This window comes from Liquorilactobacillus cacaonum DSM 21116, assembly GCF_001436735.1.
Classification (GTDB): Bacteria; Bacillota; Bacilli; order Lactobacillales; family Lactobacillaceae; genus Liquorilactobacillus; species Liquorilactobacillus cacaonum.
The window spans coordinates 129,249-152,210 of sequence record NZ_AYZE01000015.1; the positions used below are offsets into that span (position 1 = coordinate 129,249).

22 protein-coding genes and 1 pseudogene are annotated in these 22,962 nt (G+C 32.4%); 5 read left to right on the forward strand and 18 right to left on the reverse strand.

Translation table 11 applies throughout. The annotated features are described in order from the left end of the window. Window positions 1-99: 99 nt before the first annotated feature. The 4 genes from FC80_RS07285 to FC80_RS07300 all read right to left on the reverse strand — a co-directional run bounded on the left by FC80_RS07285 (window position 100) and on the right by FC80_RS07300 (window position 4,547). Window positions 100-2,409, reverse strand: a complete 2,310-nt coding sequence (locus FC80_RS07285) for a DNA translocase FtsK (protein ID WP_057829482.1) — start codon at window positions 2,407-2,409, stop codon at window positions 100-102. 46 nt (window positions 2,410-2,455) lie between these two features. Further along, the gene (locus FC80_RS07290; protein WP_057829483.1) at window positions 2,456-2,968 is read right to left on the reverse strand and encodes a tRNA (cytidine(34)-2'-O)-methyltransferase; all 513 of its coding nucleotides are present in this window, start codon (window positions 2,966-2,968) and stop codon (window positions 2,456-2,458) included. Window positions 2,969-3,173: 205 nt separating this feature from the next. Further along, window positions 3,174-4,034, reverse strand: a complete 861-nt coding sequence (locus tag FC80_RS07295; protein WP_057829484.1) for a methyltransferase domain-containing protein — start codon at window positions 4,032-4,034, stop codon at window positions 3,174-3,176. 15 nt (window positions 4,035-4,049) lie between these two features. Next, the gene (locus FC80_RS07300) at window positions 4,050-4,547 is read right to left on the reverse strand and encodes an aminoacyl-tRNA deacylase (RefSeq protein WP_057829485.1); all 498 of its coding nucleotides are present in this window, start codon (window positions 4,545-4,547) and stop codon (window positions 4,050-4,052) included. Window positions 4,548-4,756: 209 nt separating this feature from the next. Here FC80_RS07300 and FC80_RS07305 point away from each other — a divergent pair, with 209 nt between their 5' ends. After that, window positions 4,757-5,734: a GMP reductase gene (locus FC80_RS07305; RefSeq protein ID WP_057829486.1), complete on the forward strand. Its 978-nt coding sequence runs from the start codon at window positions 4,757-4,759 to the stop codon at window positions 5,732-5,734. Between the two features lie 135 nt (window positions 5,735-5,869). Here FC80_RS07305 and FC80_RS07310 read toward each other — a convergent pair whose 3' ends face one another. After that, on the reverse strand, window positions 5,870-6,226 hold the full coding sequence (locus tag FC80_RS07310) for a PTS glucitol/sorbitol transporter subunit IIA (protein ID WP_057829487.1): 357 nt from the start codon (window positions 6,224-6,226) through the stop codon (window positions 5,870-5,872). Between the two features lie 141 nt (window positions 6,227-6,367). Between FC80_RS07310 and FC80_RS07315 the strand changes: the two genes are divergently transcribed. Beyond that, on the forward strand, window positions 6,368-7,399 hold the full coding sequence (locus FC80_RS07315; RefSeq protein ID WP_057829488.1) for a lactonase family protein: 1,032 nt from the start codon (window positions 6,368-6,370) through the stop codon (window positions 7,397-7,399). A gap of 136 nt (window positions 7,400-7,535) precedes the next feature. On the opposite strand, the gene FC80_RS07320 is transcribed toward FC80_RS07315, so the two are convergent. The 5 genes and pseudogenes from FC80_RS07320 to FC80_RS07340 all read right to left on the reverse strand — a co-directional run bounded on the left by FC80_RS07320 (window position 7,536) and on the right by FC80_RS07340 (window position 11,707). Further along, window positions 7,536-7,772: a hypothetical protein gene (locus FC80_RS07320; protein ID WP_157055603.1), complete on the reverse strand. Its 237-nt coding sequence runs from the start codon at window positions 7,770-7,772 to the stop codon at window positions 7,536-7,538. Between the two features lie 140 nt (window positions 7,773-7,912). Next, complete coding sequence (mgtE, locus tag FC80_RS07325) at window positions 7,913-9,280, reverse strand: magnesium transporter (RefSeq protein WP_057829490.1); 1,368 nt, start codon at window positions 9,278-9,280, stop codon at window positions 7,913-7,915. Between the two features lie 7 nt (window positions 9,281-9,287). Next, entirely contained in the window at window positions 9,288-10,190 is a 903-nt protein-coding gene (locus FC80_RS07330) for an RluA family pseudouridine synthase (protein WP_057829491.1), read from the reverse strand. Next, on the reverse strand, window positions 10,180-10,986 hold the full coding sequence (locus FC80_RS07335; protein ID WP_057829492.1) for an NAD kinase: 807 nt from the start codon (window positions 10,984-10,986) through the stop codon (window positions 10,180-10,182). The genes FC80_RS07330 and FC80_RS07335 overlap by 11 nt, the downstream gene beginning before the upstream one ends. A gap of 88 nt (window positions 10,987-11,074) precedes the next feature. Further along, a pseudogene (locus tag FC80_RS07340) lies at window positions 11,075-11,707 on the reverse strand (GTP pyrophosphokinase). 210 nt (window positions 11,708-11,917) lie between these two features. Here FC80_RS07340 and FC80_RS07345 point away from each other — a divergent pair. Continuing rightward, entirely contained in the window at window positions 11,918-12,541 is a 624-nt protein-coding gene (locus tag FC80_RS07345) for a DsbA family protein (RefSeq protein WP_235807260.1), read from the forward strand. A 184-nt stretch (window positions 12,542-12,725) separates the two neighbouring features. Here the strand turns inward: FC80_RS07345 and pepF are convergent, their stop codons facing one another. The 5 genes from pepF to FC80_RS07370 form a co-directional block, all read right to left on the reverse strand. After that, window positions 12,726-14,552: an oligoendopeptidase F gene (pepF, locus tag FC80_RS07350; RefSeq protein ID WP_057829494.1), complete on the reverse strand. Its 1,827-nt coding sequence runs from the start codon at window positions 14,550-14,552 to the stop codon at window positions 12,726-12,728. Window positions 14,553-14,629: 77 nt separating this feature from the next. Continuing rightward, window positions 14,630-15,640 carry a competence protein CoiA gene (locus FC80_RS07355; RefSeq protein ID WP_057829495.1) on the reverse strand — a complete coding sequence of 337 codons (1,011 nt, stop codon included), beginning with the start codon at window positions 15,638-15,640 and terminating at the stop codon, window positions 14,630-14,632. Window positions 15,641-15,692: 52 nt separating this feature from the next. Next, window positions 15,693-16,502, reverse strand: coding sequence for an adaptor protein MecA (locus tag FC80_RS07360; protein ID WP_057829496.1), 810 nt, complete (start codon window positions 16,500-16,502; stop codon window positions 15,693-15,695). Window positions 16,503-16,730: 228 nt separating this feature from the next. Then, window positions 16,731-17,129: a Spx/MgsR family RNA polymerase-binding regulatory protein gene (locus FC80_RS07365; RefSeq protein WP_057829497.1), complete on the reverse strand. Its 399-nt coding sequence runs from the start codon at window positions 17,127-17,129 to the stop codon at window positions 16,731-16,733. 369 nt (window positions 17,130-17,498) lie between these two features. Then, a complete protein-coding gene (locus FC80_RS07370) occupies window positions 17,499-18,239 on the reverse strand; it encodes an MBL fold metallo-hydrolase (RefSeq protein WP_057829498.1) in 741 nt (246 codons plus the stop codon). Between the two features lie 70 nt (window positions 18,240-18,309). On the opposite strand from FC80_RS07370, the gene FC80_RS07375 reads away from it, so the two are divergent. Continuing rightward, complete coding sequence (locus tag FC80_RS07375; RefSeq protein ID WP_057829499.1) at window positions 18,310-18,771, forward strand: hypothetical protein; 462 nt, start codon at window positions 18,310-18,312, stop codon at window positions 18,769-18,771. Between the two features lie 32 nt (window positions 18,772-18,803). Continuing rightward, window positions 18,804-19,361, forward strand: a complete 558-nt coding sequence (locus FC80_RS07380) for a M15 family metallopeptidase (RefSeq protein ID WP_057829500.1) — start codon at window positions 18,804-18,806, stop codon at window positions 19,359-19,361. A 146-nt stretch (window positions 19,362-19,507) separates the two neighbouring features. Here the strand turns inward: FC80_RS07380 and nrdG are convergent, their stop codons facing one another. The 3 genes from nrdG to tsaE all read right to left on the reverse strand — a co-directional run bounded on the left by nrdG (window position 19,508) and on the right by tsaE (window position 22,950). Continuing rightward, the gene (gene nrdG / locus FC80_RS07385) at window positions 19,508-20,098 is read right to left on the reverse strand and encodes an anaerobic ribonucleoside-triphosphate reductase activating protein (protein WP_057829501.1); all 591 of its coding nucleotides are present in this window, start codon (window positions 20,096-20,098) and stop codon (window positions 19,508-19,510) included. A 6-nt stretch (window positions 20,099-20,104) separates the two neighbouring features. Then, on the reverse strand, window positions 20,105-22,252 hold the full coding sequence (nrdD, locus tag FC80_RS07390; protein ID WP_057829502.1) for an anaerobic ribonucleoside-triphosphate reductase: 2,148 nt from the start codon (window positions 22,250-22,252) through the stop codon (window positions 20,105-20,107). 218 nt (window positions 22,253-22,470) lie between these two features. After that, window positions 22,471-22,950: a tRNA (adenosine(37)-N6)-threonylcarbamoyltransferase complex ATPase subunit type 1 TsaE gene (gene tsaE / locus FC80_RS07395; protein WP_057829503.1), complete on the reverse strand. Its 480-nt coding sequence runs from the start codon at window positions 22,948-22,950 to the stop codon at window positions 22,471-22,473. Between the last annotated feature and the right edge of the window lie 12 nt (window positions 22,951-22,962).

Consider the following 22,962-nt stretch of genomic DNA (forward strand, 5'->3'; position numbering starts at 1 on the left):
ATAAAAAACAATCATCCTTCTAAATTATAAATACATACAAAAAAATAAAAGTTACAAAATTCAATTACTTGAAGTAACTTTTTTAATTTCAATCTATTCTCACGATGATTGCCCATCTTCTTTTTGAACAAATACTTTCCGTGGTTTGCTCCCCTCAGATGGCCCAATCATTCCATGAGCCTCCAATTCGTCCACCAACCTTGCCGCACGATTGTAACCGATTCTAAATCTACGTTGTAACATTGAAATACTGCAAGATTGTTCTAATGAAATCAAATTAACTGCATCCGAAAACAACTCATCTTCAGAATCATCACCTTTATCTTGTTGCGTCTCTTCATCCGAAACAATCAAAGTTTCGTCATACTCAGCCGCTTGTTGTCCTTTTACATAATTAACAATATTCATTACATCCTGATCTGAAATGAAAGCTCCTTGAACACGAATTGGTTTATTAAGCCCCATGGGCAAAAACAACATATCTCCTCTACCCAATAATTTTTCGGCTCCATTTGAATCAATAATAGTTCTTGAATCAGTTCCGCTTGAAACTGCAAATGCCATTCTTGAGGGTACATTAGCTTTTATTAAACCGGTAATAACATCTACAGAAGGCCTTTGAGTTGCCAAAATCATATGAATGCCCGCGGCTCTAGCCATCTGAGCAAGTCTTATAATTGCATTTTCAACTTCATTAGATGCAACCATCATTAAATCAGATAATTCATCAACAACAATTACAATGTACGGCAATAACTGTTCCGCACTTTTCATTTCTTGATTTTGTCGCCCAATCATTTCGTTGTAACCGGCGATATTGCGTTGTCCAGTATTTGCAAAAAGCTCATATCGTCGTTCCATCTCTTCTACTAACTTATTGAGTGCTTTTGCAGCTTTCTTTGGATTAGTCACCACAGGGGTTAGTAAATGTGGTATCCCGTTATAAACTCCTAATTCCACTTTTTTTGGATCAACTAACATTAATTTAACCAAATGAGGCGGGCAATTCATTAATAAACTAGTAATGATACCATTTATCGCAACTGATTTACCACTCCCTGTAGATCCAGCTATTAATAAATGTGGCATCTTGCCTAAATCAGCAACAACCAAGTTTCCAGCAATATCGCGCCCTAAAGGAACCTCTAATAGTTTTGACACTTGTTTCTTTTGCTCCTCAACTATACTTCTAAACGATACTGTCGAAACTTTTTGGTTAGGAACTTCGATTCCTATCAACGATTTGCCAGGAATAGGAGCTTCAATCCTAATATCTTTAGCTGCTAAGGCTAGTGCTAAATCATCCGTTAGCCCAACGATTTTGCTAACTTTTACACCAATTGCTGGATGCAACTCATACTTAGTAACTGAAGGACCTAAAATTGCTTTTTTTATTTCTACATCAACCCCAAAGCTCTTAAACGTTTCTTTTAGAACTTTTGTATTACGTTCAATCTTTTGATATTCCCCGCTTTGATCTTCTGCATCAACTTCTTGCAATAGGTCCGTGCTTGGTAATCTATAATTTGGATTAATTGAATTATCTACATTTTCATCATTTACTTTTATTTCATCGCTTTCAATTTTTCCATTTTCTTTTTCTTTATTTTCATTATTCCAACTATTAGTCTTTACAAATTCAGTTACAGAATCGGTAATAGTTTCATCTTGTATTTCTTTTTTTATATCACTCTCTTCGAAATCATCTACTTTTTTCGTAGCAAGTTCTTTTTGTTTATTAAGTATTTTTTGCTCATGATTTCTTTTATAATTTAATTTTTTCTTGGAATAGATTTTGCTAGCTAAATCAAAAATTTTCTTACAAAATACTCGGCATATCTTAATAAAGTAATTGATACTTAGACCAATTATTTGCAACACTTTTGCAAACGAAACTTTGAATAAAACACATAAACTAAACACTACTAAAATTATATCAATAATGTACGTGCCAACTTGCGAAAACAAAAAATAAGAAGGTGTATACAGTATAGCTCCGATTAGCCCACCACCTACATTTGATCCAATATTTTCAGATATTAAATCACTTTGTAAATACTGCCAAGTGATACTAATGAATCGTGAGTGTAAATCCAACTTAGCAAATAATAAAGCATGTAGTAATAGTAATATTGCACTAATCAGACCTGTTGTCCCCCATAGCCAGTTTTTTTTCAATCTAGGTTCAGTTCCAGTTACAAGAAGATAAAAACCTGAAAGTACCAGTAAAGTCAACCCTGCTGGAGCAAAATCACCTATAAAAATTCGGAAGAGATTTAAACATAAAATACCAAGAAAACCAAATTTAAAAATTCCAAATACACCAAAGAAAATAAAAAATCCCCCACATATTCGGTTTGCTTCTCTTTTTCTCGATGCAATACTACCTTTTCTTTTTCTATTTGCCATCGATATTCACCTCACTTTCTGACAATAAAGGTATTGGACCATATAATTATTTCAACTTATCATTTTCATACAAGTGTGTCTGCTCCAAGTCAGGAAAATTCTGTTGCCTCAAAACTTCAAAAATCGTAATTGCAGCACTGTTGGACAAATTTAGTGCTCTAATATTTTTGTCATTTTGAGGTATCCTAATACATTTCTCCATATTCATACGCATGAATGGCTCAGGTAATCCTGTAGTTTCTTTTCCAAACAACAAATAATGATCCTTGCCAGACACTGTATAATCTACCTGTGCATATGATTTGGTCGCAAATTTTGAAACCAAATATAATTCATCATTAACTCCAAGTGTCTTCATAAATGCTGGTAAATTTTGGTGGTACGTGATTTTTACCTTATCCCAATAATCAAGACCAGCCCTTTTTAAATACTTGTCATCAGTTGAAAAACCTAGTGGTTCAATTAAATGTAATTCGGTGTTTGTCCCTGCACAGGTTCGTGCAATATTACCTGTATTTGCTGGCATTAAAGGTTCAAACAATACAATATGATTTGTCATTTTTATACTTCCCATCTAAATAAGTATTTTCTCAATAAAAAAAGCGTAACTGTTCGGTATGGGTACGGCGAACAGCTACGTTAAATGAAGTACAATTATGTAATGACTAACGAAAAAATCGATAATCACTAAAAACCGATTTCTTATCATTATACTAGCATGCTCTTATTACGTTTTCAAGGTTTTCTTACAAAAAAATTAATTTTCATTTGTTTTTCACTACTAAAACAGAAACATCAATAGTTACGCTTTTCAACTTATTTGTGAGAGCATAATCCATTTTTTGTTTCTTAGCTCCCCAATGAAGTGGAGTCATAAACAATAAATTTTCAAACAATTCATCAGTTAATTCAAAAGTATATTTTAATTGCTCAACTTCGACATCTGCATAGTTTTCCCTAACTAAGTTAATTACATTATGATTGCTATACGAATAATTTTTATCGCCTTCATCGTACAGTAAATGTCTTAATTCAACCAAATAATTACTGTTTGGAATAATTTTGATTAATATTCCGTCTTCCGCAAGTACACGCTTAAATTCACTATACGATGATGGGGAAAACATATCGATAATGACATTGAATATATGCTGGTCAAATGGAAGCTGTGCGAGATCAGCAATACAAAAAAAAGCATCAGTTTCACGCTGTGCAGCTAAATTTATTGCCCTTTTTGAAATATCAAATCCTATCATTGTATCTTGCTTGCCTTGTCTTTGATTTTCAATATACGAAAGGGTAGACCCCTCCCCACAACCAACATCCAATATCCGCTGATTTTGTCGATTCCCAATAATCGAAATTATTTTTTCTACAATTGGTTCAAAAAAACCAGCAATTTGGATTTCTTTTCGTGAATTCCACATTTGGTCATCATCGTAATCACTTTTGATAGGATGCGTTAGAAAATATAGCGTTCCTTTTTTGGAAAAATCAAAGGTATGCCCATTCACACAAACTATGCTATAGGATTTCGTTTCAGCAAACTTTTTTTTACATACTGGGCAAATAAATAAATCCTTGTGTTGCGCAACAAACTCTAATTTTTTTTCGATTTTTTTCAAATTTTTATTCCTTTTCTATTGAACTTTCAAATATTCGCCTGAAACAAGGCGCACTAAATCATTTTGCTTCAATCGTACAGAACGACCTATTTTCCCAGCAGATACTGAAACTTCATCAAAATCTTTAATACGCTCATCAAAATAAATTGGAAACCCTTTTCGTATATTGATACCTATTGGTGTATTTGCACCATGAACATAGCCAGTGATATTAATTAATTTTTTATTATCTGCAAGATGTACTTGTTTCTTTTCTAACTGGTTAGCAATTAATTTCAAGTCAATTTCAAATTCTAACGGTAAGCAAACAACTAAGTAATCATTTGCATCTTCACTACCCTTTAGAACAATTGTTTTCAAAATACTATGAGCTGCCACACCAGTTTTTTTAGCTTCATTTAAAGCTGTCACACCTTTTTCCAACCAATTAAAAGAAATTTCTTGATAGTCAATATGATGCTGATCAAGAATTCTTTCATCATTTGTCTTTTTTAGTTTCTCTTTTTTTGCCATATCATATACTCCTTGCCATACTGCACTGTTTTTATTATAACCCGAATCAATCATTTAGTCATTTACATACTTAAAATGCGAATAATGGGATGATATTGCTTATTTTTAATTTGACTTTTATAACATAATGATGTAATTTATTCTGTGTTTGTTTTTTTATAAACACCATTGTCGAATTATACGCTCAATAAAGAATGAGGGGTTTTAAAATGTCCGTATTCGATTACGAAGATATCCAACTTGTACCTAATAAATGTATTGTTAAAAGTCGTTCAGAGGTTGATACAACTGTAAAGTTTGGCCCTTTGACTTTTAAAATTCCTGTTGTGCCTGCAAATATGCAAACAATAATTGATGAACCGCTTGCTATTTGGTTAGCTCAAAATGGCTATTTCTATATAATGCACCGCTTTGAAGAAGCTAAAAGAGTTTCCTTCGTTAAAATGATGCATTCAAAAGGGCTTTTTGCATCAATTTCAGTTGGTGTAAAACCAAATGAATATAAACTAATTGATGAACTATCTACGCTCAAAACTGTACCTGAATATATTACTATTGATGTTGCACATGGCCATTCTGATACAGTTATTGCCATGATTAAGTACATTAAAACTAAATTACCTGGTACCTTCGTCATTGCCGGTAATGTTGGTACTCCCGAAGGTGTTCGTGAACTTGAAAATGCTGGTGCAGATGCAACAAAAGTAGGAATTGGTCCCGGTAAAGTCTGTATTACAAAGCTCAAAACCGGCTTTGGTACTGGTGGTTGGCAACTAGCTGCTGTTCGTCTCTGCGCAAAAGCTGCAAGTAAACCGATTATTGCCGATGGAGGAATTCGTCATAATGGCGATATTGCAAAGTCAATTCGTTTTGGAGCTTCAATGTGTATGATTGGATCATTATTTGCTGGTCACCAAGAAAGTCCTGGTGATATTATTGAACAAGATGGTGAGAAATTCAAAACATACTTTGGCTCTGCATCACAGTACCAAAAAGGGCAGTATAAGAATGTTGAAGGAAAAAAAGTGCTTGTTCCTTATCGCGGACCTATCGCAGATACATTACGTGAAATGCGTGAAGATTTACAATCATCCATCTCTTATGCAGGTGGCCGAGAATTGAATTCATTACGAAAAGTAGATTATGTAATTGTAAAGAATTCAATTTTCAACGGAGATAACATCTAGTATTAAAATTCATTTCAAAATATAACAAAAAACGCTAGGTTATTTTGTAACAATCCTGAAATTAGATTACTAATTTATAGGGGATTGCCACATATTTAACCTAGCTCTTTTTATACTTATACAAAACAATTAAATTTAATAATATTTAATGACACTTCCAACTGAAATATCTGGTAACTTATATGGTTTCACATATATCCCACTATGTTGTGGTTCTTCAGGGACTGGTTCAAAAAACAAAGTAGCATGCCCAATCATTTCCATATTACTCTGAACCAACTCACCAATATGTTTTACTTCATAAATTTGATTATCAATACTTATCTTCTCTAAATTCTTAAGCTTTCTTTCTTCACTATTTAAATCTAAAAAATGTTGTACTACAGATACACGTCTTAGTTGAACTGATGCAGTTTCGTCAAAAAGAATTATCAATGGATCATCTTTTGAGATAGCTTCTGGTCCAATTTCAACAACTTTTGCTTCTAACATACTACTAACCCCTTCTCCGCTAAGTGTTTGTCTCTATTTATTGTATCACATTGTGGGCGAACTATACTAAGTAATTGTTACCGTTTTTATAAGATATGATATACTTTAAATTATAAGAAGTATATTAAAGGAGGACATACATTGACTCAAAAAATTTTATTCGGCACATACACTAAAAAGACTTCAAAAGGAATCTACGAAGCAATTCTCCATGAAGACAAAAAAGAATTATCCACTCCGGAGCTATTTATTGAAATTGATAATCCTACCTATCTACAAAGCACTTCTACCGGAATAACTTTTACTGTTGTTAAAGAAAACGAATTAGGTGGCATTGCTAGTTTTGCTGGTAAAACAAGTCCTCAACTTGTCAATACTCAGACAACTGTTGGTGCACCGCCATGTTATGTTGGTACAGATATTGAACGTGGCCTAGTGTTTACCGCAAACTATCATAAAGGAACAATTACAGTCTATAAAGTTGATAAAGCTGGAAAATTAACAGTCGTTAATGAAGTTAAACTAACAGGTCATGGTCCATTACCAGAACAAGATACGTCAAGAGTCCACTTTACTGATTTGACTCCGGATAAGCGCTTAGTTGTCTGTGATTTAGGATCTGACAAGGTTCATATCTATAACATTAGCACAGATGGACAATTAACCTTGTTATCTACCTTTGTAACAGCTCCTGGCTTTGCACCGCGTCATATTGTTTTCCATCCAAATGGTAAATTTGCGTATTTAGTAGGCGAGCTCAGCAGCAATATATCAACCTTATCGTATGATAGTGAAACAGGTAAATTTGGCTTGCTCCAAACACTTCCAACCGTTCCAGATAATTTTGATACGGCTAATAATGGAGTTGCAGCAGTTCGTATCTCTTCTGATGGTAAGTTTGTCTATGTCTCCAATCGTGGACATAACACAATCGCCATATTCAAAGTTGATTCTGACTTCACACTCAGTCATTCTGGCTATACAGCAACAGAAGGTGAGTTCCCACGTGACTTTGCATTAGATGCTACCGAAAAATTTTTGGTCGTTACCAATCAAAATACTGACAACGCTACTCTTTTTGAACGTTCTAGTACAGATGGTACCCTTACGCTACTTCAAAAAGATATCCCTGTTCCAGAAGGTGTTTGTGTTTCGTTTGCTCGTTTCAATTAAGTATATAGATTATTTAGTAATTGAGTCAAAATAAGATATAGCTCGTTACAAAAGAGACTATACCATATGGGGTTAGGCCAAAAATTTAATTTCTGGCCTAACCCCTTTTTCATACTCTTAATTATTTTTGTTTCTTTCAATAAACTGTATAAGTACCCACAAGATGGAAGACCAACAGTAACACAGTAGCTAGCACAAAAATACTTATGCCTTCGTCGACACCGTGAATAAAACTTTTTTGCAAAAGAAAAATCATTATAAATGAGATTAATAACATTAGGCCTATCGCAACTCCACTAATCCCATCTCCAAAAAGAATTGTAACTGCAATATATGCAGACGTATTAAATACCGCGAATAATGACTGTAGCATACTTATATTTCTCTGCACAAGACATCGTTTCCCTATTCTAATTTCAACAAAAATGCTCCCCAACAGTTCACTCCAAACAAAGAAGAGTATGATATTAATCTATATTGATTTACTGTCATTCTAATTCTAAGATACATCTTTCATTTTCCAACAATGAAAGACAAAAAAAAGCTTGCAATATTGAAATAAATTAAAACAGAAGTTAAATCACTCAATGTTGAAATAAATGGACCTGAAGCAACCGCTGGATCAAAACCCATTTTATCCATTGCCATTGGAATAATGCTGCCAGCTAAGTTCGCCACAACAATTGCGCACATCATAGCTAACCCAATTACGAATCCTAAAACAAAGTTATTCTTCCAAATTCCAACAATTATAAAAATTGTTAATCCTGTGGTTACACCAATTATAAGACCCGTCAACAATTCAGTAATAATCGTTCTAACAAGTCCTTCTTCATCGTCTTTAGAGGCAAGTTTTCTAACTGCAACCGCCAAACTTTGCGTACCTGCATTTCCCGCAGTACCAGTGATAGATGAGATAAACACCGCTAAGATACTCGCTTCACTTACCAATTGTTCATAATGTGAAATTAATGTTGCTGTCGACATCCCTAAAAAAAGTAACGTTACAAGCCACGGTAATCTTTTTGAGGCAGACTTAAACGGATTATTAGATACCTCTTCTGTGTTAACACCAGCAAGTCCCGAATAATCTTCTGCAGATTCTTCATCAATAACATCAATAATATCATCAACAGTAATAATTCCAATCATCTTTTCATCGTAATCAGTTACAGGTATCGCTAAAAAATTATAATCACGAATTGTTTTTGCAACATTTTCCTGATCTTCATCAACTTTTACTGACATCACCTGATTATTCATGATTTCTTCAATCAATAAGTCATCATCACTAACTATTAAATCTCTAAGTGTCACCACTCCAATTAACTTATCATCATCATCTACAACATAAGAATAATAGATGGTTTCAGCATCCACTGCAGCTTTTTTTAAAACATGCAATGCTGAACTAGCTGTTTGATTAACGACTATTTTGACAAATTCAGTTGCCATAATAGCCCCAGCAGTCTTATCCTCATAATGCAGCATTTCTTTTATTTCAGCCGCACTTTCACGGGGAAGTAATCGCAGATATTTATTTAAATTTGTTGCATCTACATATGCTAAAATATCAACAGCATTATCTGTATACATCTCAGAAATTACCCCAGCCGCATATTTTGTTGACATTTCTTGAAAATATTGTGCAACAATTTCAGGCTCTTCTTCAATTGCATTGAATGTATCAGCTAATTCAGCAGGAGTGAGATATCGATATACACGTGAACGATTTGTTTCATCTAAGCCACCAAAGACCAAAGCCTGTTCGTACACATGAAGCATTAAAAATTGCTCGCGAAACTTTGTAGCCCGTTGCTGATCTAATAACTCAACAATCTGCTCCTTTGTATATGAATCTCTTTTTTCTCTATCTCCCATGAATTAATCACCCCTTGATATTAATCTTATTATTAATAAACATTTGCATATCAGCTGCAATCTCACTTTTAATTGTCAATTCTTTATTTAAAAAAGGATGAAAAAAAGTAATCTGTTGGCAATGTAGTGCCTGCCTTTGCAACGAACACTGACTACTTCCCCCATATAATGTATCCCCCACAAGTGGCATCCCCAAAAATGCACTATGTACTCTGATTTGATGAGTTCTCCCTGTATGTAATTGAACCTTGCAAACATTATATTTTTGAAACTCTGCTATTTTCCAATATTCAGTACTTGCAGATTTCCCCTTTTCAACAACTGTTCTTTTTACAAGTGAACCTGGCATTCTGCCAATTGGCAAATTTACTAATAAATGCTTTGTTATTAGCTTTCCTTGCAATATTGCATAATAAAATTTCTTAATTTTATGTCGTTTAAGTTGCTCATCAATCATTGCATGTGCATAGCGGTGCTTGGCAAATAGCACAATCCCCGAAGTATCACGATCAAGTCGAGTTGCAATATGTGGTCCAATTCCTTTATATCCTCTAATTCGATAATATCCTAACACTCTTGCAACAAGTGAATCTTCCTTATGTAAATTTGATGGGATTGATGCTACACCCGCTGGTTTATCAACAACCAAATAGTCTTGATCTTCATACAAAATACTAATTGGTACAAATGAAGGCACAAGAAAAGAACTAATTTTTTCAGACGGTAAATTAATTACTAATTCATCCCCGTTAACCATCTTATCAATTTTTCTTCCTTCGCTACCATTTATAAGTAATTTTCCACCGTTAAAACGGATTGATGCTAATAATCTTCGTGATACTCCTTCTTGTTTTAGAAAAGTCTTTACACTTATTGGACTCTCCCCATCATACGACCAACTAATTTGCATACTCTGCCCCAATAAATGCATCTTGGACTCTTTGCCAAAATTGCATATGACGATACTTGGCAAAGTGAATATTCTTATTAGATATTTTGAATCTAATCTGTTCTATTCTTCGACCATGATAACTATCTTGATCAACTGTCAAAATATAATCGCATTCTCTTGTAGGAATTAATGTAACCCAATCATTGGGTGCAATTATCATTGGAGAACTAAGAGTTCTAAAAACTTTATTATTAATTGAGCTAATTTCTGTCATTTGTAAAACTTTTAAGTTTGGATGAATAACAGCTCCCCCAAGAGACTTGTTATAAGCTGTTGAACCTGTAGGCGTAGAAACACAAAGTCCATCTCCCCGAAACTTTTCAAACAAATCCCCACCCACAAACACATCAGTAACCATTGTGGCACTATTTCTTTTCAATGTAGCTTCATTTAACGCTAACAAATTAACTGGCCGTTGTTGGTTCTCATATTTAATCCTGATGTCTAGTAAAGGGTAACTAACAGACTGGCCGTTATCTGATTGCAAGCTAATAACTAAATCATCGATTTCATCATCACGCCAATCAGTATAGAAACCAAGATGACCAGTATGCACAGCAACGAATCGAACAGTATCAAGAATATACTCATACTTATGAAATGCTGCCAACAAAGTTCCATCTCCACCGATAGTTACAACAATATCTGGGTTTTTTTCATCCATAATAAAATGAGTTTCTTCAAATTTTTTCTTGAGTTTTTGACTCACCTTCAATGATTCTCGTCCATCATTTGCAAAAATCGCGATTTTCATAGTCAACCTCTTTTTAATTCCATCGTTAAGTTAATTCCTAAAATACATTATCTCACGACTACATTGTAAAAGAAAACAATTTAATAAATCAATTCTTTTCATTTCTTCGACGATAAGAAAATTCTTGTTGTGCTTCCTTTATTTCTTCTCGAATGGCAAACATCTCTTGATCCAACTGATAAGCCGCTTCTGCTGCTCTTTTAAGCCTGTTCCCCAATTATTCAGGAAATTTTCCTTTATACTTATAATTTAAAGAATGCTCAATTGTTGCCCAAAAATTCATTGCTAGCGTTCTAATTTGAATTTCCGCCAAAATCTCTTTTTGACCTATTAATAACTGAACTGGATATTTTATTATTAAATGATAAGATCGATACCCGCTTTCTTTCTCATTTGCAATGTAATCTCTTTCTTCAATAACAACCAAATCACTTCTTTTTCTAATTACTTCTACTAATTGATAAATGTCGTCAACAAATTGGCACATAACTCTGATACCAGCAATATCTTCCATTTCTACATCTAGGTTTTTTTCTAAAATATTACGGCGGTTCATTTTTTCAATTATACTTTCACGCGGTTTAACTCTGGCAGTTACAGATTCAATTGGGACATGTTGCCCTGATAATTTGTATTCTTCTTGTAATGAAATGAACTTTGACTTCAGTTCTGAAGTAGTTTTTTTATAAGGCAATAAAAAGCTTGTCCAATCTGTTTCCAAAAAAATCCCCTCTAACTCTAGTTAAATTATCTCCTAAAGTTTACCACACCTTTCATATAAACGTAATAATTGCAACTAAATTCAAATTTTAATTTTTTAATTAAAACAAGCACAAAGGTTGAATTATTTTTTTTTTTTGTTAAAGTTAGGTTAGCATATATCAATAAGAGAGATTACGTATATTTATATGGGGGAAAAATTGTGTTAGAAATGTATTTATTTATTAACCCGGTCGGAAAAGAATCTTACCAATCAGAAAAAAATATTATCAAACTTGTAAACAAACTTGATACGGAGATCCGTTTCAGATTTATTCCTTTTTTAAATCTGAACACAGTAACCAAAGTTTTAGTTGAACATAATTTACCTTTGAACGATCTCGATATAAGAAATAAAGTTTTTCACGATATCTATCAATCAGCTTTAGATTACAAAGCTGCACTTTTTCAAGGAAAAAATCATGGCTGTAACTTCTTATTAAACCTTCAAGCGCAAATTTTTGATAATCATCGTATATATTCAAACGATGTCATTCAGGATGTACTTTCTTCATTAAAAATTGATACTGAAATGTTTGAGGCTGATCGTTATTCCGATTTTACAATTGAATCATTTAAAAGAGATCAACAAATGGCTGCCGAAATGAATGTTTCCAATCATCCGACAATGGTTTTGTATAATCTAAAAGGTATCGATTTTGGAGTTTCTTTGACAGATTGTTCTTCCTACAATATGCTCGAGGATTTATGTTCAGGCAAACTAAATAGTGAGCTAATGTTATGCAAAAATAATAAGTCTCATAAAGGACCTATCACATCGTTACACACAATTTAAAAACTCAATAGGCTATTATAGCAAAAGAACAGGGCCATATCATAAGCCTTACAAGCATAGAAGAGATTAATGAAAGTCAAAAAATGATTTCATTAATCTCTTCTATTAGTTTACAAATATATCTAGGTTAATTAACCTTAGCAATTTTTATTTCGGCCTAATTTCGTTAAGTTTGACGTTTACCTTAATTCCTATTTTGCTTTATTTTTATTTTCTTTAGAATTCCTTCTAATTCATTCAATCGTTGTTCAAAAACTGCAAAAGCATCATCTAAATAATCAGGTTTCGTCATATCTACTCCTGCTTGTTTAACAACTTCTATAGGCAACTCTGAGCTTCCTGATTTTAAAAATTTAAGATAACTTTTTGGGCCCTCTTTAGAAATCTTTTTTGCTAGTGCACTTGCTGCCGCAAATCCTGTTGCATATTGATAAACATAAAAATTATAATAGAAATGAGGAATCCTCGACCATTCTAACGCAATTTCAGGATCATTTACAATTTTTGGACCATAATAATGTTCATTTAGATTGGCATATTTATTATTCAACTCCTGTGAAGTCAATGGTAACCCCGCTTTATCTTGATCATGAATCCATCTTTCGAATTCTGCAAACTGTGTTTGACGATATACCGTTCCTTTAAATCCATCTAAATAATGATTTAAAATAGATGCTTTAAATTCTAAATCATCGGTATTATCAAGTAAATACTGTGTCAAAATATTTTCATTGGTTGTTGAAGCAATCTCTGCCACAAAAATTGAGTAATCACTATATTGATATGGTTGATTATGATTGCTAAGATATGAATGCATACTGTGTCCCATCTCATGAACTAAGGTAAAGAGACTTTCCAAATTATCTTGCCAATTAAGTAAAATATATGGTGGTGTTTCAAACATTCCGGAAGAATATGCTCCACTTCGTTTTCCTACATTTTCAACAACATCTATCCAACGACTTTCAAATGCTTTTTTAACTACATGAGTATAGTCATCACCAAATACATTTAATGCTTTTAAAGCAATTTTTTTAGAATTCTCATAATTATATTCCTGATCAGGTAATTTTGTAATTGGAGTGTATAAATCGTACATGTGAACCGAATCAAGTTCTAATAATTCCTTTCTTATCTCAATGTATCGATGTAATAACGAAAGTTTATCATTCACTTTTTCGACTAATGTATCATATACCGATATCGGAATGTTATTGGATTCTAAAGCCGCCGATATTGCATCTGGGTAATTTCTAATATTTGCTTGAAAGTTATGAATGTGTACATTTACTGCTAGTGCAGCTGCAAAAGTATTTTGAAATTGGTCGTATGTTTTATAAAGTGCTTGAAATGCATTTTTTCTAACCTCTCGATTATCTGACTCTAGTAATTTTTCAAACAATCCATGCGATAATTCCACTATATTTCCTTTTTCATCTGTTACTTGCGGAAATTTCAAATCGGCATTATTTAGTATTCCAAAAATATTTTCTGGAGTTGAAAAAATATCAGAAGCACTCGCCAAAACTTTTTCTTCTTTATCGGACAATAAATGGTCCTTTCTTGCTAAAACATCTTCAATATATTTTTTGTATTCTAATAATTCTTGGTCATTTTCATAATACGAATTTAACTTTTCTTCACTCAATGTCAACAACTCTGGCTCAAGCCAAGAAAATGCTGCTGCAAATTTTGCATACATCTGTTGTACCTGTGAAAACAGTCCCTGACTTTTTTTATCATTTGTATCTTGATCATTCAACATACTTGCGAATACATAAGTCTTGACTACCTTTTGTTCAATTTTAAAATAATGTTTTAATGCCGTTTTCAAAAAAACTGAACCTTGTGCTAACGTTCTTCTTAATTCATCAACCTTTTTAATTTCATTTTGAATCTCATCAAGCTCGGCAGTAAGTTCTTTTTCTGATTTGTAGACCTTAGTTAAATCCCACTTCAATTCATCAGGAATCTCATTTCTTTTTTTAATTTTTTTTAATTCTTTTCCCATATTCTAATTCCTCCCAACAAGTTTGTCTTAATTAATAGAATCATAGTTAAAGTTAGAATGCAATAGAATATATGGTATCAATCTAATCTACCATTTTTTAGACTATCTAAAAATATTTTTACATGCGTTCTAGCGATTCTCTCCCTATCTATAATAGGAACTTCAAACATATATTTTTCACACTCGAAAATTGCTTTATAATAAAGCTGGTCCGAACTAACTTTTTTTTCAAAAAATAAATAGATGACTTCGTTTTTCCAATAAAGTTCTTTAGTAACAAAAATTGGCGGCGAGTAGTTATTAGAAAAATATAAATTTCTAAATTTTTCGATTTTTTGCTTAACTAAATACCATTTGATTTGAATATTTCTAAACTTTCCCTGACTCCTTAATTTTTCTATCTCAAAAGCCTTTAACTGGATTACTCTTTCACCATTACTTATTTTGAGAAACCGAACTGAATTACCTTGTACAAAAAACTCTTTTAATGATACCACTGAGCTAAATTCGAGTGTCCTATACTTTAATGGTAAATAATCAGTTTGTTGAATTCCATACAATAACCTAAATTTCTTTTTACTCGTTAAATAATAAATTAAATAATATCCTAAAGAACTACGCCATAGAAGAAACTTTGCAATTTGTTGCGTCATTTTCTTTTTTAAAAGATAATGTTGTCCTAATATCCATAGAAAGTTTATTTTGGCCTTCTTATAACCTAGACTTCGTTCTTTCATTTTTTTTACCGATAGTGCAGCACACTGAAATTCAATGACACTCTTCTTAAATTCATTTTGAATGATAATATCTGGCCTTTGTCTCAGTACTTCATCGTAACTTTCTAGTTCAGACCTATATCCCGCTTTTTCAAAAAGGTTCGCTATTTCAAGTTTTCCCTTAAGATGCTCATCAGTTTCACCTTCAGAATAGCTCTCACAATTTTTTTTAATATGTGCAAAATGCGTTTGTTTTAAGTTTCCTTTCTTTATAATCAATTTTTTATGACAAGAGGGACAATAGTAATCTTCTTTTGATAGTGCCTCATTAGCCCAAATAAGTTTCCCATTAACATTCTGTGCTCTTAACACAAAAAAACACCTCCGATAACTAAATACGCAATTATCAGAGGTTAAATTATAATTATTTAAAATAGTACCTTGAAAGTTCAAGTGCAGATGATCTGAAGATACATCTTCCACGCTCTTCTAAAATATCAGGAGACAAGTTAACACGCTTACCATATTCAACAGTTAATGCCAAAATATCTTTAACTTGACTACCACTCATTTGATCTACAAAGAAAATTAAATCTAGAAAATATTTATTCCCCAACAAATATAAATTTGTCGCCACATTTTCTACCCTTAAAACTTTGGCCAAGTCAACAAAATCTTCAAAATCATTAAACTCTACAACATAGTGCTTACGTTCGAGGTTTTTATCATTCAAATATTCAGAAATCCCATCTTCATCATTTCCAGAATTTTTTTGCTTATTTTTTTCGATACCATTTAGCAAACCTTGGTGTAGCAATTCAGTTACATCCCTACCTTCACTTCCATCAGGTTCAAGAAATGTAAACCGAACATCATCAGTAAAGTTTCGTGGTTTTTCCTCTTCTTCAGTTCCGTTATCTTCATCAGTATCAAGATTTTTTGAATCATCCAAATCATCTTTATCTTGTTCATCACTATATTCATCTAGTTCTTTCGGATTTATTTTGCTAATAAACAGTTCCAATCCATTTCTATTTGGCAACAACTGAAAAGTTACAGCATCATTTTCTCGAAATTCATTATCAATATCAACTTCGTCCAAAATACTATAAAAAAAGCTTTCAATTTCTTTGCGACTACCTAATAAGTCCAAAACAGTAATCCCTCGTTCGGTCAAATCATCTGTTTCAAGCAATACTCTAATAGTATTATCGTTGATTTTCTCCATCTCCATTGAGATCACCCACCTTTCCGATATAACCCTCTTGCTTAATGATAACTAAAATAACAAAATTGTAAAGCACTTTATGTTAAAAAAAGAAGCCTTGAGCTAAATATTAAAAAAATCAGCAACTACACTAACAAAAGTAACCTACACTGTTTTAAGTATACAAAAAGACCTTGACGAAATCAATGTCGATGCGCCAAGATCAGAAAAATAAATAATACTTTTATTAAAATTTTAGAAACCCGCAAGTTCTTGTGCTCTTCTTAATTCTAAAGCTCTAACCTCACGAGGCAAAAATCTCCGAATTTCATCTTCATTATATCCAACTTGCAACCTTTTTTCATCAAGAATAATTGGTCTTCTCAATAATCCAGGATTCTCTTGTACTAAATCAAACAGCTGTTTCAATGGAATATCATCCAAATCAACATTCAATTTCTGATATGCTTTTGAACGTTTAGAAATAATTTCCTCTGTACCATTTTCAGTCATTTGTAAAATCTGCTTAATTTCATTAATATTTAATGGCTCCGAAAAAATATTTCGCTCTTTAAAAGGAATATCATGTTTCTTTAACCATGTACGCGCCTTACGACAAGAAGTACAACTAGGTGATGTGTATAAAGTAACCATAATTTTTCGCCCCTTTACATAAATAACAACCAACAAATAATATCGTTTACAATATTATTATAACACTTGTCTCAAAAAATTAACACCTTATTTTTTTAAAAAAAAATTTTTTTTTTGAAAACAGCTACGTTTATTAGATTAAACAGCTATAAAAGGAGCAAAGCATTTGACTCTTACTTGCTATTACAGTTTTGCTTTTTAAATTAAATTAAGGCAAAAGTTATCATTATCATAACATTTCATTATGATAAAGCACCTTTTTTTTTTTAAAGTACTAATTTAAAAGCAATGATGAACTTTCTCTTCTTTAAATTATATTATTTTATATTATGATTTTTAATATTCAAGGGTATTTTTTGAACCTTTTTTTTATACTTTTTCACTCAGACCTACAAAAGCCGAAAAAACTTCAACTTTGTTCTTAGTAATCAATTTTGCTTCTTCTACCAGGCTTGTTGCAGCTATCTTTTGTGGTAAATGAGAAAGCATCAATTTTTTTGAGACTGAGTTAACTGCTAGTTTAGCAGATTCGGTTGATGTCATATGCCACTTTGTTCCTTCTTTATCTGCACTATAATTCGTATCTGTAATCAGCAAATCAGAGCCTTGCGCAAATGCTACCATCTGTTGAATTTCTGCTGTATCTGCAGTGTAAGTTATAACCTTCTTTTCTAGAAGATCTTCAATTCTTATTGCATACGTAACAACCGGATGTTTAGTTTTCAAAAAAGAGATATTAAAAGGTCCTATATTTAAAACTTCGTTTGGATTATATGCAATTCCAACTGTTGCCCTTGCCCAAGTTAACTCATCAAAATGATTTTTATCTTCATCATGACCATAGATTGGCAATATCTTGTCACCAACTTCTTGATTGTTTAACTGCCAATAATATTGTAAAACACCTATGTCCGCGATATGATCATTGTGATAGTGCGAAAGTAATACTGCATCTAATTTCAGCGGATCTATATATTTTTCAAGACTCATTAATGCCCCACTGCCACAGTCTAGAAGTAAATTAAAGCCCTTGGCTTGGATCAAATAACTGCTTGTTCCTTTACCTGCAAACGGATAGCCACCATACATTCCCAAAACAGTAATTTTCAATACCTATCACCCTTTCCAACCTAGTATAATTATAACACAATTATTTTATCAAATTTAAGGAGAATATATTATGGAAAAACTTCATTTAACTTTTGGTTCTCCATCCGTACTTACCAACATTACAACCAGAAATACTGATAAACCATTCTTTTATTTTGTAGATAATAATAACCATCAACAATATGCGTTAATCACAATTGACCTTAACTCTACTTTTTTTAAATCAAATTTAAATTTCAAAATATTAAATGGTCAACTAAATAATAACATTGACTCTCTTTGGTTCTTTAATTACTTCTCTTTAGATATTAGGGAGCAAGAAACTTACTTATCTAAACTAAAAATAATTCCTACAGACTCACTCTCATTTCTTTGTTGTCAATCCTTTGATAGCGATTTTAAGTTTTTAATAATTTCTAATTGGTCAAACGAAAAAAATTATAAAACATGGCAAAATGCGAATAATTTTGTTCTAACCAAGATTGATTCCTTTAATAGTTTATATTCTCAAAAAAAGAACTTATCTCATTAACATTAACTTACCCTAACATAGGAGAAATCATTATGGATTCAAAAAAAACAGGTTTTTCAAATATACAAAGATTAGATTCTGAAATTATTGTTGATCTCAAGTATGCAACAATTGATAACTTTACACACCAAATAATTTATGATTTCAAAACAGCGATTGCACGGACTGGAACTGCAAATAAACTGGTTGTTGCAAGTAGAATTGTTAAAGAAAAAGGGTATTTTTTAAAAGTATGGGACGCATATCGTCCTGTGCGTGCACAAAAAAAACTGTTTGAAGTTTATCCTGATCCTACTTTTGTTGCAGAACCAAACCCTAATTTTAGTCATCAAAAAGGAGTTACATTTGATTTAACATTAGTTGATAAAAATAGAAAAAATGTCCTAATGCAAAGTGACTTTGATGATTTTTCAGAAAAGGCCAATCGTAATTTTGTTCGTAGTAATGAAGAAGAAACTAACTATCAAATTTTAAATCAAGCAATGATTAAAGCGGGTTTTGTTGGTTATTCAGAAGAATGGTGGGACTACCGTGATTCAGAAATGGATTTCTATCCGCCTTTAGATGCAAATCCGAATGATTATTGTTAAATTAAGCGAGACCGAATCAAATTGATCCGGTCTCGCTTTTTTCTAAGAAAATGTATTTCATTATTAGACTACAGTCCTAGCAATTAAATATAATATTCATTTAAAAATTGATATTATTTTTGTAGTCTGAATAAAAAATAGCTGTCTTATCGTAATAACTTATCCCACAAAATCACTTTATCATTTTTTAAACTCTTTTGTACATCAATTATTCGTTGATTAGAACTACCTCTAAATTGTAGAGTTAAATCTTTTTTACCAAGTTCAAATCTACCATCAACCAATATATCAATCAAAGAAAGTAACTCTAATTTATCAGCTGATTCCTTTAATAATTCATCCCATTTATAGCCGCTCCAAGACCAAATATCTTTCGTATTTCCGTACTCTTTTTTCACTCTTTTGACCAGTTTTAAACAAACCTGGGTATTCAAAAATGGCTCCCCGCCTAATAGTGTTAATCCTTGACAATATTCAGCACCGATATCTGCTATAATTAAATCTTCCAATTCCTGTGTATATCGAGTTCCATAACGAAAGCTTTGCGCAACTTTGTTATAGCATCCTGGGCAAGCAAATTTACACCCACTTACATATAAGCTGCATCGAACACCTTCTCCATCTACAAAGTTAAATGGCTTGTAATCCGCAACAAATTCTTGACTTAAATCACTTGCTAACCATTCTTTTGCACTTGGATTTTTTGGCCTACGCTCTTTTTTTATTCTTTCAGCCACTTCTTATCACATCCCATCAAATAAATTTTTTTTGCGAGATGCAATTTCAACGTGTCTACCATGAACCATTGGTCTTTGGAGAGGATTACCCAAGTAACCACATGTACGCTTCACACAATCACAGGTTTTTGGATCGTGATTACCGCAATCCGGGCATTCAAATCCTCTAGCTGTTGGCTTAAACTCACCATCAAATCCACATTTAAAACAGTGATCAATTGGAGTATTTGTTCCTAAGTATCCAACTTTATCATATGCCCAATCCCAAACAGCCTCCAAAGCTCTAGGATTTTGCTTTAAATTAGGATATTCACAATAATGGATAAAACCACCCGATGCATATTTAGGATAGTCTTTTTCAAATGTAAGTTTTTCAAATGGTGATGGATGTTTTCTTACATCATAATGGAAACTATTAGTATAATACTCCTTATCAGTAATATCCTTAATTTTACCAAACCGTTTTGTATCAAGAACACAAAAACGGTCTGTTAAAGATTCACTAGGTGTGGAATATACACTAAAATGATAATCAAATTCATCAGACCAAGCTACACAATTTTCTTTTAGTTGACGCACAATTTCAACTGTAAAATTATGTGCTTCTTCGTTATGCTCCCAATCCGGGCCATAAAAGGCAGTACCAACCTCATATAGACCAATATAGCCAAGTGAAATCGTTGCTCTTCTTTTTCTGAAAAGTGAAGAAACTTTATCAGTTTCACTTAATCGCTTTCCAAAAGCCCCATATTGATACAAGATTGGCGCATTCGCGGGAATTGCTTCTTCAACCCTTTTGGCTTTAAAAACCAATGCTTCTTTACAAATCAGCATTCTTTCATTAAAAATCTTCCAAAATAGTTTCTTATTCTTCCGAGCTTCAAGTGCGATTCTAGGAAGATTAACAGTAACTACGCCTAAATTCATCCTGCCTGAATTAACTTCTTTTCCAAATTCATCTTTCCATCCTTGCAAGAAACTGCGACACCCCATAGGTACCTTAAAACTACCAGTTAATTCTTTAATTTTATCGTACATCAAGATATCTGGGTACATTCTTTTAGTAGCACATTCAATCGCCAATTCTTTAATATCATAGTTTGGATCTTCGGGCTTTAAATTCAAATTACTTTTTAAAGTGAAAACTAGTTTTGGAAATATTGCTGTTCTTTTTTCTTTACCTAGACCCTTTATTCTAATTTTTAAAATGGCTTTTTGAATCTCACGTTCAATCCAAGAAGTCCCTAGACCAAATCCTAATGTTGTAAAAGGAGTTTGCCCCTGTGACGAAAATAATGTGTTTATTTCATATTCAAGTCCTTGCATTGCATCATAAATATCTTTTTTTGTTTTCTTTTTCGCAAATTCATGTAACTTTTCATTATCTTCTATATAATCTTTAGCATCGTTTAAATGCTTCTTAAAATTTTTTTGAGCAAAAGGAGCCAAAAGTTCATCAACTCTGTCAGCAGAACAACCACCATACTGACTCGAAGCGACATTAGCAATAATTTGTGCCATTTGGGCAGTCGCAGTTTGAATTGAATGTGGTGTTTCTACCTCAGCATTTCCAATTTTAAAACCATTTGTCAACATCTCTTTAAAGTCAATCAAACAGCAATTAGTCATCGGACTCCATGGAGTATAATCTAAGTCATGATAATGAATATCTCCACGTAAATGTGCCTTAGCAATATACATTGGCATCATTTTTAATCCAAGAGTCTTTCCCACTGCACCTGCTGTTAAATCTCTTTGTGTGTTAAAAACATTGCTGTCTTTATTTGCATTTTCATGAACCAAAGAAGGATCCTTGACTTGCAAACGTTCTAATCTACGGTTGGGATTTGTTTGTTCTTGCCAATACTCCTCATTTTTTTTATAAACTTTTATATATTCAATAGCTTTATTTTGTAACCCGTTTTTATTTAATACATTGATAACACTACGGTGAACTTCATGTGCTGTTACATTTACTACTCCATTAATTTCCTTCAAAACTTGCTGAATTAGTACTTCCTTTTGTTGCTCTAAACCCATTTCATCAAATATTATTCCGATTTTGTAAGAAGCAAAATTCATTCTACTGCCATCACGTTTAGTAAAGTATGTTGGACTTTTCACATTGTTAATTTCTTGAATATCTACTATCATAAATTTTTCCCCCTTGCAACAATATAATATATATATTGTATGCCCAGGTGATATTTAATACAACAAATAGTGTTATTAAAATAAACGTACACTATATATTGTTTTTTATCTTTGTGATAATAAAAACTTTTAAAGTAGTGTAAGAACCGCCTTTCAGGTTAATTGTTTGATATTCCATATGTGAACTCGAACTCATCTTAAAATGATAATAGTTTATTTCATTCTTCCCTGGTTTTTAGTAATTCCTTAAATAGTTCAATTAACTCAACATAATGTTTCCCATGACCAATCAATTCTAATTCACGCCACTCATCATGCTCACCATTCTTATACAAATTAACTACTAAATTGTCTTTTGGAATATCTTCTGCAACAAATTCTGACCATTCCAAAACACAGACACCATTACTATTAAAATACTCTGAAAGTTCCAAATCACCAGCACCAAAGCCTTCAAGTCGATATAAATCCATATGAAATAAAGGTAGCTTACCGTCGCGATATTCTTTAACTAAATTAAAAGTTGGACTCTTGACATTTCTTTGAATGCCAAGGCCTAATGCAAGGCCCTTAGTAAAAGTTGTTTTTCCCGCACCTAAATCACCATTTAGCAAAACTATATCGTTAGGTTTTAAAATCTGCGCAAGTAAATAGGCATACTTTTTAGTCTCTGCTTCATTTTTTGCAAAAATTTTCATCACAAATCAATC

Bases quoted from the DNA above. Each gene is read 5' to 3' on its own strand.
- FC80_RS07285 (WP_057829482.1), bottom strand. From the start codon at position 2,409: ATGGCAAATAGAAAAAGAAAAGGTAGTATTGCATCGAGAAAAAGAGAA.
- FC80_RS07290 (WP_057829483.1), bottom strand. From the start codon at position 2,968: ATGACAAATCATATTGTATTGTTTGAACCTTTAATGCCAGCAAATACA.
- FC80_RS07300 (WP_057829485.1), bottom strand. From the start codon at position 4,547: ATGGCAAAAAAAGAGAAACTAAAAAAGACAAATGATGAAAGAATTCTT.
- FC80_RS07305 (WP_057829486.1), top strand. From the start codon at position 4,757: ATGTCCGTATTCGATTACGAAGATATCCAACTTGTACCTAATAAATGT.
- FC80_RS07310 (WP_057829487.1), bottom strand. From the start codon at position 6,226: ATGTTAGAAGCAAAAGTTGTTGAAATTGGACCAGAAGCTATCTCAAAA.
- FC80_RS07320 (WP_157055603.1), bottom strand. From the start codon at position 7,772: ATGCTACAGTCATTATTCGCGGTATTTAATACGTCTGCATATATTGCA.
- mgtE (WP_057829490.1), bottom strand. From the start codon at position 9,280: ATGGGAGATAGAGAAAAAAGAGATTCATATACAAAGGAGCAGATTGTT.
- FC80_RS07330 (WP_057829491.1), bottom strand. From the start codon at position 10,190: ATGCAAATTAGTTGGTCGTATGATGGGGAGAGTCCAATAAGTGTAAAG.
- FC80_RS07335 (WP_057829492.1), bottom strand. From the start codon at position 10,986: ATGAAAATCGCGATTTTTGCAAATGATGGACGAGAATCATTGAAGGTG.
- FC80_RS07345 (WP_235807260.1), top strand. From the start codon at position 11,918: ATGTATTTATTTATTAACCCGGTCGGAAAAGAATCTTACCAATCAGAA.
- pepF (WP_057829494.1), bottom strand. From the start codon at position 14,552: ATGGGAAAAGAATTAAAAAAAATTAAAAAAAGAAATGAGATTCCTGAT.
- FC80_RS07360 (WP_057829496.1), bottom strand. From the start codon at position 16,502: ATGGAGATGGAGAAAATCAACGATAATACTATTAGAGTATTGCTTGAA.
- FC80_RS07365 (WP_057829497.1), bottom strand. From the start codon at position 17,129: ATGGTTACTTTATACACATCACCTAGTTGTACTTCTTGTCGTAAGGCG.
- FC80_RS07375 (WP_057829499.1), top strand. From the start codon at position 18,310: ATGGAAAAACTTCATTTAACTTTTGGTTCTCCATCCGTACTTACCAAC.
- FC80_RS07380 (WP_057829500.1), top strand. From the start codon at position 18,804: ATGGATTCAAAAAAAACAGGTTTTTCAAATATACAAAGATTAGATTCT.
- nrdD (WP_057829502.1), bottom strand. From the start codon at position 22,252: ATGATAGTAGATATTCAAGAAATTAACAATGTGAAAAGTCCAACATAC.
- tsaE (WP_057829503.1), bottom strand. From the start codon at position 22,950: ATGAAAATTTTTGCAAAAAATGAAGCAGAGACTAAAAAGTATGCCTAT.